The following is a 16,359-nucleotide window of genomic DNA, read 5'->3' on the forward strand; positions in this document are numbered from 1 at the left end:
GAGCGGGAGGGGCTGGGATCGACAAAGCCGGGGGAGTTTTTGAAAGGCCGGGGTTGTCCACACCCCTCGAACAATGTGGACAACCCCGTACGCCCAGGTTCGCACAAGCCGGCACGGTCGGTGATGACCGATAGACTGAAAGTGGGGGGGGCGCCCCGGCGGGTTTGACGCCACGAGCCGGCAGCCCGCCGCCGTCGCCAGGCCGTGCACCCGCGTGGGGGCCGGCCGGCCGATCAGGGGCGAGCTGCCGCGCGGGCTGCCGCCGGGTCCGAGGTGGCCAGGGCTGCGTCGGCCAGGGCTTCGCACTCGGCGAGGGTCGTGGCGGCCAGGCTTGCGCCGACTGTGCGGATCGCCGGGGCGTTCATCGACAGGCTCGTCAGGCCCAGGCCGGCCAGGACCAGGGCCAAGCGCGGGTCCGCGGCCGCTTCGCCGCAGACGCCCGCCGGTTTGCCGGTGGTCTTGGCCGCGTCGCCGATCAGCTTCAGCAGGCGCAGAAGGGCCGGCTGCCAGGGATCGTTGAGCTTTGCGACCGCGCCGAGCTGGCGGTCGGCCGCGAAGGTGTACTGGGCCAGGTCGTTCGTGCCGACCGAGACGAAGTCCACCGCGTCGAGGATTTCGCGGGCGCTGAGCGCGGCCGCCGGGATCTCGATCATCACGCCCGCCCGGGGGATGCCCGCCGCGCGGACGCGGTCGGCGAACCAGGCGGCTTCCTCGACCGTCGCGACCATCGGGGCCATCACCGAGACCTCGGCACCCGAGTCTTCGGCCGCGCCCGCGATCGCTTCGAGCTGGCGGTCGAGGACCTCGGGGCGGTCGAACGCCACGCGCAGCCCGCGGACGCCGAGCGCCGGGTTGGGCTCGGCCTCCGGGGAGAGGAAGGCCAGCGGCTTGTCGGCGCCCGCGTCCAGCGTGCGGACGATGACCGGCTTGCCGCGGAACGGGGCGAGCACCGCGGTGTACGCCGTGCGCTGGTCGGCGACCGACGGCTCGTCCGAGGCGTCGAGGTAGCAGAACTCGGTGCGGAACAGGCCGACGCCCTCGGCGCCCGCGTCCGCCGCGGCCTGGGCGTCGGCCGGGGAGCCGACGTTGCCGTAGACCTTCACGCGGTGGCCGTCGGCCGTCGCGCCGGTGCCGTTCCACTCGGCGAGCTGGGCCACCGTCGCCGTGACGACCGGCGCCGACGGGTCCGCGACCTCGACGACACCCGTGTCGCCGTCGACCGCAAGCGCTTGCGCGTCGAGCGCCAGCAGCCCGCGCACCGCGACGACGGCCGGGATGCCGAGCGCGCGCGCCAGGATCGCGGTGTGGCTGGTCGGGCCGCCTTCTTCGGTAACCAGGGCGAGGACCTTCGCCGGGTCGAGGCCCGCGGTGTCGGCCGGGGCGAGGTCGCGGGCGACCAGCACGGTCGGCGACGTCAGTTCGGGCACGCCCGGGGGCGCGATGCCGAGCAGCTCGGCGATCAGGCGGTCACGCACGTCGCGGACGTCGCGAACGCGCTCCGCCATGTACCCGCCGGCCGCGGCGAGCGCTTCGGCGAAACCCTCGGCGGCCTGGTAGACGGCGCGCGCGGCGGGCAAGCTCTGGGTCTTGACCAGCTGTTCCGCCTGCGAAGCGAGCGCCGGGTCGGCGGCCATCGCGGCGGTCGTGATCAGGATCGTCGCCGCTTCGCCGGTCGCGGTCTCGGCCTGTTTCTCCAGGCGGCCGGCGACGATCGCGGCGGCGGGGGCGATCCGGGCGGCCTCGGCGGCCGGATCGGCCGGGGCCGGGGTGGCGGCGGGCTCGCCGAGCGGCTCCGCGACGCGGACGACGGGACCACTGGCACGGCCGGGGCTGACGGCGACCCCGGACAGAGAGTCAGACATGGTCTAGACCATAGCTCAGATACGTCTGGATATCTCGTGGTGGCGGGCACAAACCGCGTTGCTTGACCTGTTCGAGCACCGGCCCGACCTCCTCGCGCCACCACGCTTCGGCCAGTTCGTCGCGGCTGTGGACCGGCCGTCCGGCCAGCATACGGCGGAATCCCCAGGCCTCGGCCGAGTCGGCGAGCCGGAACCAGTCGGCGGGGTCGTCGAGCCAGAGCCCGAGGCGGACGTCGTCGGGCAGCGGGACGCGCTCGAGGAACATCCGCTCGGCGGTCTTCGACGGCAGGTCGGCGAGCGTCAGGCAGCGCAGCGCGCAGGCGACCGTGCTGATCCAGCGGACCCGCGCGCGGATGACCCGGGCGCCGCGGGCGCGGGCGATGGCGACGCGGTGGTGACCGTCCTCGACGAAGAACATGTCGGACAGCCGCACGAGCCGCACCGGCGGCAGGTCCGCGGACGTCCGCGTCAGGTGCTCCCACCGGTCGCGCAGCGCGCGGTTGCGCGGCCGGAACTCGCGGTCGAAGTCCCCGGCGCGAGCGACCGTGCCGACGACACCCTCCAGCGGCACGTCGTAGACGCCTTCGTCGAGTTCGGTCTGCTTGCCGAGCGCCTTGAGGGTCTCGTCGAGCGGCATGATCGCGAGGCGGTCGGGCCGTCTGGCCTCGGCGATCGCCCGCAGCTGAGCGGCGTAGCCGCGCCACCAGGCCGAACCGAACGAATCGCCCATGTGACGGGCAACACGCACGGCGGCGCGATCATTCCTCCAGGTCGGCGGCGGTCGGGTAGGACGGCTGCGCGCCGGGCCGCGTGACGCTGAACGCGGCGACCCGCACCGCGCGCCCGGCCGCCGTGACCAGGTCTTCGCCGTCGGCGAGGGACGCGGCGAGCGCGCCGGCGAACGCGTCCCCGGCGCCGGTGGTGTCGACCGCTTCGACCTTCGGCGACGCGACCTCGGTGACCCCGCCGGCTTCGACGACGACCGCTCCGGCCGCCCCGAGCGTGACGACGGCGGCCCGCGGCCCGAGGCCGAGCAGCTTGCCGAAGTCGGCGCCGGGCCCGGTCAGCCACGCGGCTTCGTGCTCGTTGACCAGCAGGACGTCGAGCTTGGCCAGTGTCGCCGGCGAGAGCTTCGCCGCGGGCGACAGGTTCAGCAGCACCTTGACGCCGTGCTCGGCCGCCCGCGCGACGGCGTGCTCGACGGTCGGCAGCGGCACCTCGAGCGAGAGGACCACGACCTCCACCCCGTCGAAGACGGCGTCGACGTCGCCGGGTGCCAGGCTCGAGTTGGCGCCGGGGGAGACGAGGATCGAGTTCTCGCCGTCCGGGGTGACGGTGATGTAGGCGATCCCGGTCGGCCGGTCGCTGGTGCGCACGAGCCCGGTGTCGACGCCGGCGGCGCGGAGGGAGTCGAGCAGCAACCGGCCGTAGGGGTCGTCGCCGACGGCGCCGAGCAGCGCGACGTCCGCGCCGAGCCGGCCGGCCGCGACCGCGGTGTTGGCGCCCTTGCCACCCGGCGAGAGCACGGTGTCCCCGCCCAGCACGGTCTCCCCACCACCCGGCCGCCGGTCCACCGCGACGACGAGGTCGGCGTTGGCGGATCCCACAACGAGAACGTCGGAGTTCATGCCCGCACTGTGCCACGAACCCGGTCCGGACCAGGTCAGGACCGGCGGGCAAGAGGAAAGTGAAGGTTTTTGTAACTTATCCGGGGCTGAGTGCGACAATCATGCGAGCAGCGGATGCCCGTCACTCGATCGGGGGATGTCCGTCCCCCGGCCGTCACTTCGCGGACCGGTCCCGCTCTCCAGGTGCGTCATCACGCTCGACGTGGTGGTGACGTTGCCCCAACCGGCGCGAGCCGGGCAGGGCATCGGGTCGCCGGCGCCGATCACGTAGCCCCCCGAGTGATCGGCGTCGGCGGCGCCCCTTCGAGGCCCGCCTCGAACTCGCGGTACCGGTCCGGCCGGTACGCGAGCATCGCCTCCCGGACCTGACGGGCGGCGGCGTCGCTGAACGCCTCCGGCAGCCGGTACGCCCCCTTCTCGCCGGGCAGGCGGTGATCGCCCAGCTGGGCACCGAGCTGCCACAACCCCCGCAGATCGCCGCGCCGTCCGTCGGCGAGGAACAGATCGACCACCCGCAGGACGAGGCCGTCGTGATCGATCGCCGTCACCCTGACCTCGGCCACCTCGGCCCATTCGAGGTCGAACGTCGTCTGGCCACGACGGCGCCAGCCGATGCCGTCGCTCGAAATGATCACCGCGGTGGCGTTCTCGTTCGAACGGTAGGCGCGAGGTGTGCAGGGATAGAGCAAGATCGGGGCGGCGAGGCCCAGCGAGCCCGACGCGGTGAGGACCTCCCGCGCGTCGGCCGAACCGACGAACGCGCCGGTGACGGCGCAGGCCGCACCAGCCACCATGATCGAACCGGCGAGCCGCCAGTACCGCTGAGCCGACCACTCGCTCGGCGCGATCTTTCGGCGACCGCGCCCACCGCCCGGCCCGGATCCGGCAGCCAGTACACACGCCGGCGCCACGAGCCCGGCGGTCGGCTGCCACGGCGAGACGCGATGGCGCAACCGCTTGCGCCGACGCAACACCGACCAGGCGCCGAGGCCGAGAACGAAGACGACACCCGGGGCGATCGCCCACCACACCACCAGTTTGCCGGCGGCACGCCGGAACTCCCGGCTCCCCTCCACAGGTACCGGCTTGCCGATGTCGTCCGGCGTCAGCTCGTTCAAGCGGAACCGCGCCGACCGGATCGCACCGTCTTCAGTCGTCACATCCGCGGTGCAGAACCAGTAGTAGCCGATCCCACCGCGGCTGATCGGACCGATCCGGTCGCAGGACGTGACCCGCGCGATGGCGTCCGCGTCGCCCGGGCGGTCCGGTCCGTACTGGACCATGCCCCGCGCGGTCGTGCTCCACAGCGCGAGGACCACCACGGCGACGAGCAACGCCTGCGCCACGATCTTTCCCCACCTCGGCCGGCGGACGACGGGAACCGATTCGTAGCCACTCGTCAGCGTCGTCAACGGCTCACTCCAGCGAACCGGAAATCCGCTGTGCCCCGGCCTGCCCCGAGAAGGGCTGCTGCTCGTCGTCGGCAGTAACCGGACCGGATCGGGGTACCCGGTCGACCGGGTAGTGGGACGTGTGGTCTTCCGGGACGATCGACGTCGCATCGCGGTCGCGTTGGTAATCGCCGGCGGACTGACCCGGCCCGGTAGTCATCTGCTCGAAGAACTTCATGAAGGCTTCGCGCCCGGCGGCGACCCCGAAGCCTTCGAACATCTGCCCGGCCGCCTCCGAGGCAGCCTCCGGCAACTGGCCGAGCCGGCTCAGCATGCGCTGCGCGATGGGTTCCAGGACGCTGCAGATCGACCGCAAGAAGTCCCTCGCCTTGGCGAACGCCCTGGCCAGCCGCCCACACTCCTCGACCATCTTTTCGCCTTGTTGAACCGCGAAAGGCATGCCTTCAGCGGCGAGCCCGGCCGGGTACGCGGGTGGTGGGTACCGCATGAGGATCTTGACGATCTTTGCGAGCGTGTCGGTGATGAGGTCGCGGATGAGCGTGCGAACGACGTCGAGGATCGTCTTGCAGATCCCGATGACCAGTGCGACCTTCGTCGCGGCATCGGACAGCGCCGCGTACGCGTCCAACTGTTGCTGGACGTACACCCGGTACTGGTCGGCCACCTTGCCTTTCCAGTCGAGGCAGTTCTTCCGGACTTCGGCGGTCAGCTGCTCGGCGGTCTCCTGGACGCGCTTGCCGATCGTCTCCCACTTCTTGCCCTCGAGATCGAGCGCGTCCTGGTCGCCACTGACCCAGTCCAACGGCTCCTTCAAGAAGTCGATGTGCTCGATCAGCCAACCGAAACCCCAGCTCAAGAGCGTCTCGAACGGGTCCTTGATCAGGTCCTTGACGCCGAAGCCGGCGTTCGCGAGCGCGAAGAGACCCTCCGTCCAGTCGCCCTCCAGGATCTTTTCCGCGCCACCGACGAGGTCTTGGAGCCCGCCGGCGCCCTCGAGAGCGCTGTCCACCTGGTACTTCTCGGCGTCGGTATCTTTCTTCGCCTCCTCGAGCATGGAGTCCTCAGCCACCGCGCACCTCCGAAGCGCGGTTCACCAGCGCCGAAGCGGACTCCTCGTCCACCCGCCGCGCCCTCGCCCAAGTTCGCACTGCCTGCACGTGGTAGTCGGCGCCCTTCACCGCCGAATCCAACGCCTCGCGTGCTCCGCTCGCGACGTTGTCGCACCACAGGTCGAGGAAGCAGAGCCGGCCGATCAGACCGAAGGCGTCAGACCCGATCGAATCGTTCTTGCTCAGCTCGACGGCTTCTTTCAGCACCCCGAACGTCGTTTCCACCTGCTTGGCGTGCTCGTCGATCGCGTTCGGGTTCTCGTCGAACCCCGCACTTTGCCCGGCCATGTAGTCCCTCCCCGTCCCCTGCTCAGCGCAAGAAATCGCCGTCGCCGAAGTAGTCGTCGTCGGTGCCGTCGTCCGCCGACGGCCGGGCCGGGCGTGGTGGCGGCGGGGGCGCGTCTTCCGCCTCCGCGATGAAGCGCGCACCGTCGTCGGTGCGCGCGCCCTGTCCGCCCAAGCCGAATCCCTCGGGCGTCGGCTCCGGGTATTCCCGCTGCAACTGCCCGACCAGCTCGACCATCGTCTCGGTGCCGGCCAGTGAGGGCACCCCGGACTCGACCGCCGCGCCGAGCTTGCTCTGCGCGGCCCGGACGGTTCGGAGGATCTCTTCGGCCAGGTCAGGCTGGTCGCGAGCCGAGTGGCCGATTTCCAGCCCGACGAGGTTGCCGAGATGGTTGACCCGGACGGCGATCTGGCCGTTCTTGCTGCGCTCGGCGACCGAAACCGTCTCCATTTCGGCGCGCATCCGGTCAGCCTTCTGCTGTGCTTCCGCCATCGTGGCTTCGAAGCTCGCGAAAAGCTGTTCAGGATTCGACACGCGAACCTCCCCGTTCACGTCAGTAACCGTACGGCGACCGAGTGTGGCACAGGGGCCCGACAGTTTCGGCGGACTTCCGGTTTTCCCCACCCGCTCGGGGCGGTCAGCCTGGTGTCCGCGCTGGTCAGCGACTCATAGCGTGACGACCATGACCCTCTCCGACTGGAACCGAACGATCTACGCGCTCCTCGCACTGCCCGCGTACCTGGGCGGCTCGCGGGCACGGAACCGGCTCGCGCGGCAGTTGCTGGGCGCCGAACCGAAGCCCGGTGCGCCGCTCGCCGACGCGGCGGCGTTCCCGGTCGGCTTGCTGGTCTGGTACCTCGTCGGCCGGATCGCGACCTTCGGGTTCTTCTGGACCGAGGACGGCGCCGCCGGTTCGTGGGGCGGGCCCTCGCTGCTCGGAGCGTGGGTCGTGCACTTCTTCTGCGCGCTCGGCGTGGTCGTGGTCTGCACGTGGCTGCTGCGGCCGCTGACGCGGTGGCAGGTGCGGTCCCCTGACCTGGTCGATTCTTCGCACGGTGGGTAACCGGTGCGGTATCGTGCGTGAGGCAAGAGGGGAGATCGAACGCGAGGGGAGCGCGGTTCGGTGGGGTTGTTCGGCGACATGCTCGACGCTGCCAAGCACGTCGGGTCGGAGATCGCGCACGCCGTCCAGTCGGGTGGTGAGCGGCTCGGCAACGTCTTGACCGGCGCGGGTGTCGGCCTGCTCGCGGGTGGGGTGCCCGGGGCGGTCGCGGGAGCCTACGTCGGTTCGCAGACCGGGACCGGGGCGGCGAACCCGCAAGCTTCCGGGTTGTCACCCGGTCAGCTGGTCCAGGCCGTCTTGACGGGTCGCGGCACCGACTCCCTGGAGGGCGTGCGCCGGGCAGGGGCCGAGCAGGCGAAGTACCAGCGCGACCTCGAGAACGGCACGCGTGAACTGACTTCCGGCCTGGAGTCCGCGTGGACGGGCGGCGCTTCGGACGCAGCGCGGGAGCGGCTTCAGCCGTTGACGGCTTCGGCGACCTCGGCGTCCACGACGCTGGACCGCAACTCGACGCTGGCCCAGGCGCAGATCGAGCAGTTCCACCAGATGAAGAACTCGCTGCACCGGGACGTCACCGACCAGCCGCCGACGCGCAGCGCCTGGGACGTCGCGACGCCGTGGGACACCGACACCGAAGACAAGATCAACCAGTACAACCGGAAGGCACAGGAGAACGTCGAGCGGTACACCGCGTACTCGCAGCAGTCCAGCTCGAACACCGCGGCCCGGACGATCGACTACGGCCAGCTCGGCGAGTACAACGGCGGCGACTTCAAGGTGGAGGACCCGAAGAAGCCGGTCGAGCCGCCACCACGCAAGCGGACGCCGACGGGTGGCGACGACGATCGGTCGATCGGCGCCCAGGTGCAGCCGCCGCCTGCGGTCCACCCGCCGGTCGCGCCACCGCCCGGACACGTGACGCCGCCCGGGCAGGTCACGCCGCCGGGATCGCACCCGCTGGGCGTCGACGACAGCGTTCGCGCACAGAGTTACGTGCCGCCGTCGACGCAGTTCCCGCCGGGCTACCAGCCGCCGGGGACCGGCCCGGGCGGGTTCGGGCCCGGCTCGGGTCCTGGCGGCGGGTTCGACTCGGGCTTCGGGCCGGGCTTCGGCCCTGGTGGCGGCGGGTTCGGGCCGGGCTCGTCGTCCGGCGCGGGTGGCGGCACCGGCAGTGGCCCGGGATCGGGAGCCCGCGGTCCGGGCGCGGCCACCGGAACCGGTGTGCCGGGCGAAGGCCGTCCGGGCGCGGCCGGCGGGGTCCGCGGCGGCGCGGCGGGCAAACCGGGCTCACCGGGGATGGGCGGCATGGGCCACGGCGCCAAGGGTGGCAAGGGCGAGGAGGACGCGGAGCACCAGCGCGCGTCGTACCTGGTGGAAGCGGATCCCGAGAGCGTCTTCGGCGGGACCGACGAGCGGACCGTGCCCCCGGTGATCGGGCTGTGATCTTCCTGCCCAAAGCCGCGCTGCTCACCGCGTGGGAGTGGGAGCGCCACGGCCCACCGCCGGCGGTCCTCGGCGCGGACAACCTCTGGCTCGGCGACGAAACCCGCAAGCGCCTCGACGAGAACGTCCTCGACGTCTTGTCGTCCCTCCGCCTCGCGGCGGGCGGCACGTTGACGCGGGAATTCCGCGACGTCCTGCGCGTCTTGGCGAGGGGCGCCCACCAGTTCACGGCGTGGCTGGGCGACGTTCAAGCGGACGAGTCGGGCACGGTGCTCGTGTCCGCCTCCGGACCGGACGCACTCCGGCTGATCCGGAAGGACGACACGGTCCGGATCGACGTCGTGGAACCGTCGCGGCTCGCGGAGTCGCTGGTGGACGTGCTGCCGCCGGTCCCACCTGCCCGCATCGAAGCGGTGTCGATCCCGGAGGCGCGGTTCTCGGGCCGAGCGGTGGAGGAGTCGTACGACCTCGAGGACCAGACTTCGGATCGGGGCCGCGACCCGCTGCCTTGGGCGCGCCGGCTGATGGCGGCCCAGCGGACGGGGCTGCACCAGTGTTACGCGGTCAATCGCGGCTCTCGCAGCGCGCCGATCACCGCGGTGGACGTCGCCGGGACCGGGCGGGTGCTGACGTACGTGTACCCCGGGCGCGAGCGGATGGTCAGCTTCCAGCCGGGGACCCGGGGTGCGCTGACCGAGGTGTTGTACGCGACCCTGAACGGGTTGGGGGGAGGACGATGACGAACTCGCTCTTCAGCGGGATCGGTTTTTGGGCGACGGACGTGCCGAGTGCGGGGCCGCCGCCTGCCGGTGGGCAGGGGTTCGCGATGAGCTCGGCGGAGATGCGCGCGATGCTCAAGAAGGCCGAAGACCAGCGGCGCACGCTCGGCGAACAGCTGCGCGCCGTCGAAGGCCTGTCGCAGGCACAACCGCCGGCCGAAGAACCGGTCAGCCAGGCGGCGGTCAACGGGCCGAACGGCATCAACGAGGCCGGGCGGTACTACAAGGGACATTTGACGTACCAGTTCAACTACTACACCGAGCTGATCAGCCGGCTGAGGCAAGCTCTCGGCATCACGGAAGCGGCCGACGAACAAGCCGCGGATTCGACTAAGACGATCAAGGGGAGCCTGGAATGACGCGCCGAGTCCTTGCCGCCACGACAGCGGTGGCCGTAGGGGCGGTCTTGCTGACGTCGTGCACCCAAGAGCGGCAGACCCCCGGCACCGCGACGCCGGCACCGACCAGCAGCGCCGACGCGCTGCCCAGCGGCGGTGCGCCCAAGGTCGAGAACCCGCTTGCGGCGAAAACGCTCGACGGCAGCCCTTGTGACTCGGCACTGACCGCTGATCAAGTGACCGGGTATCTGGGGCAGGTCAACGCACCCAAGGCAACCGACGACGCACTGGGCCCGATGTGCGACTGGGCGAGCAGCTCGGGTAGCGCTGCCGGGATCTTGGTCATCTACGAGACCAAGAACAACGAAGGCATCAGCCTCGCCTACAAGAACGAGAAACCGAAGGCCAAGCGGTGGGTCGACGACCTGGAGCCGATCCAGGGCTACCCCGCCGTCGGCTACGTGGACACCGGCACGACCGACAACCGGACTTGCGTGATCGTCGTCGGAATCTCCGACGAGCTGGCCTACTCGGTTTCCCTGAGCATCGGCGACTCGGCGGTCCAAGCCGGCAAGGACGCCTGCCAGCTCGGTCGCGGGGTGGCCGACACCGTGCTGACCAACCTCAAGGCGCGGGCCTGAGCTGCACCTTTTCGTTACGGCGGAGATCGCGTTAATGCAAGACTTGTCGTAGTAAGCACCTAGACTGTTCGGATGAGCCACCCCACCCGCAGGGGTCGCGCGCGTGCGGCTACCGAACAGGACATCCGGCGGACCGCCCGGAAGCTGCTCGTCGAGCAGGGGCCGGAGGCGGTCACCCTGCGCGCCATCGCGCGGGAGCTGGGGATCACCGCGCCCGCGCTCTACCGGTACTACGAGTCGCGGGACGACCTCGTCGAGAACCTGCGGCTGGACGTCTGCGCCGATCTGGCGGACGACCTCGCCGAGGAGATCGCCGAGCTGCCCGATGACGGGATGCTGCAGCTGTTCGCCATCTGCAAGGGGTTCCGGCGGTGGGCGCTCACCCACACGAAGGAATTCACGCTCGTCTTCGCCTCGCCGACCGGGGGTGTGGGGTCGACCGCCGGAAGTGCGTTGAGCCGGGTCGACGAGCCGTTCGGGCGGATCTTCCTCGCCGCCGCGGGGCGGGTGCTCGCGCGGCACGACATCGTTCTCCCGTCCGCCAGCGGGGTGCCCGACGAGCTGCGGGACGACCTGAAGACGTTCCAGGAATCGCTGGTCACCGTGCTCGTCGAGTCCGACCAGGGCGTGCCGGTGGAGAAGATCGACCTCGGCGTGACGTACCTGATGATCCAGTTCTGGGCCCGGCTCTACGGGCACGTCACGCTCGAGGTCTTCGGCAACTACCCGATCCCGATGTCCAAGCCGGACGTCCTGTTCGAGGCCATGCTCATCGACCTGGCCCGGGAGATCGGGCTCTACTCCGGTTAGGCCGCGTGGCCGCCGTCCACCGACAACACCGACGCCGTGATGTACGCGCTGGCCGGGGCGGCCAGGTAGGCGACGGCCGCGGCGACTTCCGCGGGGGTGCCGTAGCGGTCGAACGCCGTCAGGGCGCGCTGGTCGGCCGCGTACGGGCCGTCGGCCGGGTTCATGTCCGTGTCCGTCGGGCCCGGGTGGACCAGGTTGGCCGTGATGCCGCGCGGTCCCAGCTCCCGCGCCAGTGCCTTGGTCAGGCCGACCATCGCCGCCTTGCTGGTCGCGTACAGCGCCATGCCCGGGCCGGGCACGCGGTCCGTGACGCAGCTGCCGATCGTGATCACGCGGCCGCTGTCGCTCAGGACGCCGGCCGCGGCCTGGGTCACCGCGAACACGCCGCGGACGTTGACCGCCAGCACGCGGTCGACGTCCGCCAACGAGGTTTCGCCGAACGCGCCGACGAACCCGACTCCGGCGTTGTTCACCAGCACGTCGAGCCGGCCGAATTCCGCCACCACAGCCGAGACGGCGGCCGAAACCGCGGAAGCGTCCGCCGAGTCCGCCTGGATCGCCAGCGCGCGGCGGCCGAGGGACTTGATCTCGTCGATCACCTCGGCCGCCCGCGCGGCGTTGTGCACGTACGTCAGCGCGACGTCGGCGCCGTCCTCGGCGAGCCGCAGTGCCGTGGCCGCGCCGATGCCTCGGCTGCCGCCCGTCACCAGTGCCACCTTGCCGTCGAGGGTCATCCCCGGTTCTCCTTCGATCGAGCCGTTTTCGTTGACTGCTCAATCAAATCGAGAACACGCGACGAGCACCGGCGGCTTTCCGACGGCGCGCTACAGGACGATGTTGACCAGCTTGCCCGGCACCACGATCACCTTGCGCGGGGTGCCGCCGCCGACCAGCGCCGCCACCTTCTCGTCCGCCAGCGCGGCCGCCTGGACCGCGTCCGAAGCAGCGTCCGCCGGCACGGTGACCCGGGAGCGGACCTTGCCGTTGACCTGGATCGGGTACTCGACCGAGTCCTCCACCAGGTACTTCTCGTCCACCACCGGGAACGGGCCCTGCACCAGCGAATCCGCGTGACCCAGCCGGTGCCACAGCTCCTCCGCCAGGTGCGGGGCCAGCGGCGCCAGCATCAGCACCAGCGGCTCGGCCAGCTCGCGCGGCGTCGACGCGGCCGCGCCGTACACCTTGGTGACGTGGTTGTTCAGCTCGATCAGCTTCGCGCCCGCCGTGTTGAACCGCATCTCCGCGTAGTCCTCGCGGACGCCCGCGATGGTCCGGTGCAGCACCTTGCGGTCCGCCTCCGAAGCGTCCTCAGTGGACACTCGCAGTTCGCCGGTCGTCTCGTCGACGACCAGGCGCCACAGCCGCTGCAGGAACCGGTGCGCGCCCACGACGTCCTTGGTCGCCCACGGCCGCGACATGGCCAGCGGGCCCATCGCCATCTCGTAGAACCGGAACGTGTCGGCGCCGTAGTTCTCGGCCATCTCGTCCGGCGTGACGACGTTCTTCAGGCTCTTGCCCATCTTGCCGTACTCCTGGGTGACCTCTTCGTCGTTGAAGAAGTACTTCCCGTCGCGCTCCTCGACCTGCTCGGCCGGGACGTAGACGCCGCGCGCGTCGGTGTACGCGTACGCCTCGATGTAGCCCTGGTTGAACAGCTTCCGGTACGGCTCCTTGGACGTCACGTGGCCCAGGTCGAACAGCACCTTGTGCCAGAACCGCGAGTACAGCAGGTGCAGCACCGCGTGCTCGACGCCGCCGACGTACAGGTCGACGCCGCCGGTGTCGTCCGCGCCGTACTCGCCGGGGCGCGGCCCCATCCAGTACTGCTCGTTTTCGGGCGCGCAGAACGTTTCCGAGTTCGTCGGGTCCAGGTAGCGCAGCTGGTACCAGCACGAACCCGCCCAGTTCGGCATCGTGTTGATGTCGCGGCGGTACGTCTTGGGCCCGTCGCCCAGGTCCAGCTCGACCTCGACCCAGTCGGTCGCGCGCGCCAGCGGCGAGGACGGCATCGAGTCGCGGTCCTCGGGGTCGAACGTCACCGGCGAGTAGTCGGCCACCTCGGGCAGCTCGATCGGCAGCATCGACTCGGGCACGGCGTGCACTTCGCCGTCCTCGTCGTAGACCACCGGGAACGGCTCGCCCCAGTAGCGCTGGCGCGAGAACAGCCAGTCGCGCAGCTTGTACTGCACGGTGCCGGTGCCGGCACCCTTTTCGGCCAGCCAGTCGATGATCGTCTTCTTGGCCTCGGCGACGTCCATGCCGTCCAGGAAGCTCGAGTTGATCGCCGGGCCGTCACCGGTGAACGCCTTGCCGTCGAAGCCGTCCGACGGCTGCACGGTCCGGATGATGTCCAGCCCGAACTTCTCGGCGAACTCCCAGTCGCGGACGTCCTGGCCGGGCACGGCCATGATCGCGCCGGTGCCGTAGCCCATCAGCACGTAGTCGGCGACGAAGATCGGGATCTGCTTGTCGTTGACCGGGTTCGTCGCGTACGCGCCGGTGAAGACGCCGGTCTTCTCCTTGTTCTCCTGCCGGTCCAGCTCGGACTTGCGCGACGCCGCGACGCGGTACTCCTCGATGGCGTCGGCGGGCGTCGCCGCACCACCGGTCCACCGGGGGTCGACGTCGGCGGACCACTCGGCCGCGGTCAGCTTGTCGACCAGCGGGTGTTCCGGCGCCAGCACCACGTAGGTCGCGCCGAACAGCGTGTCCGGGCGGGTCGTGAAGACCTCGATCGCGTCTTCGCCGGCCTTGAACGTGACGCGGGCGCCGTGCGAGCGGCCGATCCAGTTCCGCTGCATGGACTTGACCTTCTCCGGCCAGTCCAGCAGGTCCAGGTCGTCGACCAGGCGATCGGCGTACGCGGTGATCCGCATCATCCACTGCCGCAGGTTGCGGCGGAAGACGGGGAAGTTGCCGCGCTCGCTGCGGCCGTCGGCGGTGACCTCTTCGTTCGACAGCACCGTGCCCAGGCCCGGGCACCAGTTGACCGGCGCTTCGGAGATGTACACCAGCCGGTGGTCGTCGATCACCTTCTTCCGCTCGGACGCGCTCAGCGACGCCCAGTCACGGCCGTCCGGCGTCGGCCGCGAGCCGTCGGCGAACGCCGCCTCCAGCTCGGCGATCGGGCGCGCCTTGCCCGCCTCGGTGTCGTACCAGGAGTTGAAGATCCGCAGGAAGATCCACTGCGTCCAGCGGTAGTACTCGGGGTCGATCGTGGAGATGCGCCGGCGTTCGTCGTGGCCCAGGCCCAGGCGCCGGATCTGGCGCAGGTAGGTCCGGATGTTCTCCTCGGTCGTCTTGCGCGGGTGCTGCCCGGTCTGGACCGCGTACTGCTCGGCGGGCAGGCCGAACGCGTCGAAGCCCATCGTGTGCAGCACGTTGCGCCCGATCATCCGGTGGTACCGGGCGAAGACGTCGGTGCTGATGAAGCCCAGCGGGTGCCCGACGTGCAGGCCGGAGCCCGACGGGTACGGGAACATGTCCTGGACGAACAGCTTGTCGCTGGGGACCGGCTGCCCCTCGACCGAGAGCGGCCCGACGGGGTTGGGCGCGTGGAAGGTGCCCTGGTCGGCCCAGTGGTCCTGCCAGCGCTGCTCGATCTGCCCGGCCAGCGCGGCCGTGTAGCGGTGCGCGGGGACGTCGGTCCCGGTCGCCTCAGTCATCGCCGTCTTCCTTCGCGTTTCGACCTACTCCAGAAACAACTCGACCCCTCAGCCACCAGGGCATGAGGGGTCGCCGCGCCGGCCGGGCCGGGCCCGGTCAGCGCGGCAGGCTAAGGAGCAGCCGAGCCGTGTTCATACCTTCATCGTAACTTGCTGGTCAAAGCCGTTCGGAGGGGACCGCCAGTGCGGCGAACTGGGTGACCTGGGTCGCCGAGAAGTTGTTGTCGCTGACGATGACCAGGCTGCGCTCGCCGTTCGGCAGCTTCGGACCCCAGGTCATGCCCTCCAGGTTGTCCACAGTGGACAGGCCGAGGTCGGCCGCGTCGAAGAGGAACCGCTTCTTCACCGGCTTGACGTGCTTCGCGTCGGCCAGGGACTTCACGTTCAGGACGTTCGTGGCACCGCTGGTGTCGATCTCGTAGACGCGCACCTTGTTGCCGACACCGGTGCTGAACGAGCGTTCCATCATGAGGAACTTCGTCGGGTCGGCCTGGTCGACGGCCAGCATCGAGGACACGCCGGTCGTCGCGAACGCCGTGGGCGGCACCGGCGCGGCGAACAGCGGCTCCTGCGGGTAGGCGTACTGGGCCAGGACCGGGCCGAACCGCGACTGCAGCGTGATCCGCGACAGCGCGCCGGTGGTCGTCGTCGCCTCCGGGCCGTCCTGCAGCAGCGGGCCCTCGACCTCGCTGGCCAGCAGCGAGCCGTAGCCGGTGAAGGTGATGCCTTCGAGCACGAGGTTCTGCCGCGGGCCCGCCGCCGGCGTCATCTTCTCGTTCGCGGGGATCGGCAGGTCGCGGACGTATTTCCCGTCGCGGCGCGCCTCGCGGACGGACGGGTCGATCAACGTCGTCGCCGTCCGCTCGCCCTCCTGCGACCAGTAGTAGTCGCCGGTCCACGGGTCGACGCGCAGCTCTTCGGGGTCGATCGTCTGCTCGTTCTGCGGCTTCGAGGGGTCGTTCTGCGCGAGCGGCGGGTACGGCGTGCCGTCGGGGCGCAGCAGCGGCTTCGTGCCGGTGAAGGTCACCGGGCCGACGCCGTTCGCGGACACCGGGAAGGTCGCGGTGTAGAAGCGGGCGGGGTTGATCGCCGACCGGTCGTCGCAGATCAGCGCGTAACCGCCGGTGCGGGGGTCGTAGTCGATGCTGGACAGGCCGCCGACCGTCGTGCCCTGGAACTGCAGGGCGTTCGGGACGATGGTCTCGCCGAGCAACCGGATGGGCCGCTGGTGACTCTCGGTGGCGCTCGCCGGCGCGGCGGCGAGGATTCCCCCGATCAGGCCAAGGGCCAGGACGGTGGGCAGTACACGCGGTGACATGGCCT

Annotated in this window: 16 protein-coding genes; 6 read left to right on the forward strand and 10 right to left on the reverse strand. The window is 70.7% G+C overall.

Going from position 1 to position 16,359, the window contains the following annotated elements; all coding sequences use genetic code 11:
- Nucleotides 1–233: 233 nt before the first annotated feature.
- The 7 genes from ptsP to AB5J73_RS11845 all read right to left on the reverse strand — a co-directional run bounded on the left by ptsP (nucleotide 234) and on the right by AB5J73_RS11845 (nucleotide 6,849).
- A complete protein-coding gene (gene ptsP, locus AB5J73_RS11815; RefSeq protein WP_370969729.1) occupies nucleotides 234–1,862 on the reverse strand; it encodes a phosphoenolpyruvate--protein phosphotransferase in 1,629 nt (542 codons plus the stop codon).
- Nucleotides 1,855–2,592 carry a hypothetical protein gene (locus tag AB5J73_RS11820; protein ID WP_370969730.1) on the reverse strand — a complete coding sequence of 246 codons (738 nt, stop codon included), beginning with the start codon at nucleotides 2,590–2,592 and terminating at the stop codon, nucleotides 1,855–1,857. Before AB5J73_RS11820 ends, ptsP begins: the two co-directional genes overlap by 8 nt.
- Nucleotides 2,593–2,620: 28 nt before the next feature.
- Entirely contained in the window at nucleotides 2,621–3,490 is an 870-nt protein-coding gene (locus AB5J73_RS11825) for a ribokinase (RefSeq protein WP_370969731.1), read from the reverse strand.
- Between the two features lie 263 nt (nucleotides 3,491–3,753).
- Nucleotides 3,754–4,824 carry a DUF6346 domain-containing protein gene (locus AB5J73_RS11830; protein ID WP_370969732.1) on the reverse strand — a complete coding sequence of 357 codons (1,071 nt, stop codon included), beginning with the start codon at nucleotides 4,822–4,824 and terminating at the stop codon, nucleotides 3,754–3,756.
- Nucleotides 4,825–4,906: 82 nt separating this feature from the next.
- Complete coding sequence (locus tag AB5J73_RS11835) at nucleotides 4,907–5,971, reverse strand: hypothetical protein (RefSeq protein WP_370969733.1); 1,065 nt, start codon at nucleotides 5,969–5,971, stop codon at nucleotides 4,907–4,909.
- A complete protein-coding gene (locus AB5J73_RS11840) occupies nucleotides 5,964–6,299 on the reverse strand; it encodes a hypothetical protein (protein WP_370969734.1) in 336 nt (111 codons plus the stop codon). Before AB5J73_RS11840 ends, AB5J73_RS11835 begins: the two co-directional genes overlap by 8 nt.
- Nucleotides 6,300–6,321: 22 nt before the next feature.
- A complete protein-coding gene (locus tag AB5J73_RS11845; protein WP_370969735.1) occupies nucleotides 6,322–6,849 on the reverse strand; it encodes a YbaB/EbfC family nucleoid-associated protein in 528 nt (175 codons plus the stop codon).
- Nucleotides 6,850–6,979: 130 nt separating this feature from the next.
- On the opposite strand from AB5J73_RS11845, the gene AB5J73_RS11850 reads away from it, so the two are divergent.
- The 6 genes from AB5J73_RS11850 to AB5J73_RS11875 all read left to right on the forward strand — a co-directional run bounded on the left by AB5J73_RS11850 (nucleotide 6,980) and on the right by AB5J73_RS11875 (nucleotide 11,371).
- On the forward strand, nucleotides 6,980–7,360 hold the full coding sequence (locus tag AB5J73_RS11850; protein WP_370969736.1) for a hypothetical protein: 381 nt from the start codon (nucleotides 6,980–6,982) through the stop codon (nucleotides 7,358–7,360).
- A 60-nt stretch (nucleotides 7,361–7,420) separates the two neighbouring features.
- The gene (locus AB5J73_RS11855) at nucleotides 7,421–8,803 is read left to right on the forward strand and encodes a hypothetical protein (RefSeq protein WP_370969737.1); all 1,383 of its coding nucleotides are present in this window, start codon (nucleotides 7,421–7,423) and stop codon (nucleotides 8,801–8,803) included.
- The gene (locus AB5J73_RS11860; protein WP_370969738.1) at nucleotides 8,800–9,543 is read left to right on the forward strand and encodes an ESX secretion-associated protein EspG; all 744 of its coding nucleotides are present in this window, start codon (nucleotides 8,800–8,802) and stop codon (nucleotides 9,541–9,543) included. Before AB5J73_RS11855 ends, AB5J73_RS11860 begins: the two co-directional genes overlap by 4 nt.
- Complete coding sequence (locus tag AB5J73_RS11865; RefSeq protein ID WP_370969739.1) at nucleotides 9,540–9,941, forward strand: hypothetical protein; 402 nt, start codon at nucleotides 9,540–9,542, stop codon at nucleotides 9,939–9,941. Before AB5J73_RS11860 ends, AB5J73_RS11865 begins: the two co-directional genes overlap by 4 nt.
- Nucleotides 9,938–10,561: a DUF3558 domain-containing protein gene (locus tag AB5J73_RS11870; protein ID WP_370969740.1), complete on the forward strand. Its 624-nt coding sequence runs from the start codon at nucleotides 9,938–9,940 to the stop codon at nucleotides 10,559–10,561. Before AB5J73_RS11865 ends, AB5J73_RS11870 begins: the two co-directional genes overlap by 4 nt.
- Nucleotides 10,562–10,633: 72 nt before the next feature.
- Nucleotides 10,634–11,371, forward strand: a complete 738-nt coding sequence (locus AB5J73_RS11875) for a TetR/AcrR family transcriptional regulator (RefSeq protein ID WP_370969741.1) — start codon at nucleotides 10,634–10,636, stop codon at nucleotides 11,369–11,371.
- Here the strand turns inward: AB5J73_RS11875 and AB5J73_RS11880 are convergent.
- The 3 genes from AB5J73_RS11880 to AB5J73_RS11890 form a co-directional block, all read right to left on the reverse strand.
- Nucleotides 11,368–12,105: an SDR family oxidoreductase gene (locus AB5J73_RS11880; RefSeq protein WP_370969742.1), complete on the reverse strand. Its 738-nt coding sequence runs from the start codon at nucleotides 12,103–12,105 to the stop codon at nucleotides 11,368–11,370. The genes AB5J73_RS11875 and AB5J73_RS11880 overlap by 4 nt on opposite strands.
- A 90-nt stretch (nucleotides 12,106–12,195) precedes the next feature.
- A complete protein-coding gene (leuS, locus tag AB5J73_RS11885; protein WP_370969743.1) occupies nucleotides 12,196–15,036 on the reverse strand; it encodes a leucine--tRNA ligase in 2,841 nt (946 codons plus the stop codon).
- A 157-nt stretch (nucleotides 15,037–15,193) separates the two neighbouring features.
- The gene (locus tag AB5J73_RS11890) at nucleotides 15,194–16,354 is read right to left on the reverse strand and encodes an esterase-like activity of phytase family protein (RefSeq protein WP_370969744.1); all 1,161 of its coding nucleotides are present in this window, start codon (nucleotides 16,352–16,354) and stop codon (nucleotides 15,194–15,196) included.
- Between the last annotated feature and the right edge of the window lie 5 nt (nucleotides 16,355–16,359).

The organism is Amycolatopsis sp. cg9 (assembly GCF_041346945.1).
Lineage (GTDB): Bacteria > Actinomycetota > Actinomycetes > Mycobacteriales > Pseudonocardiaceae > Amycolatopsis.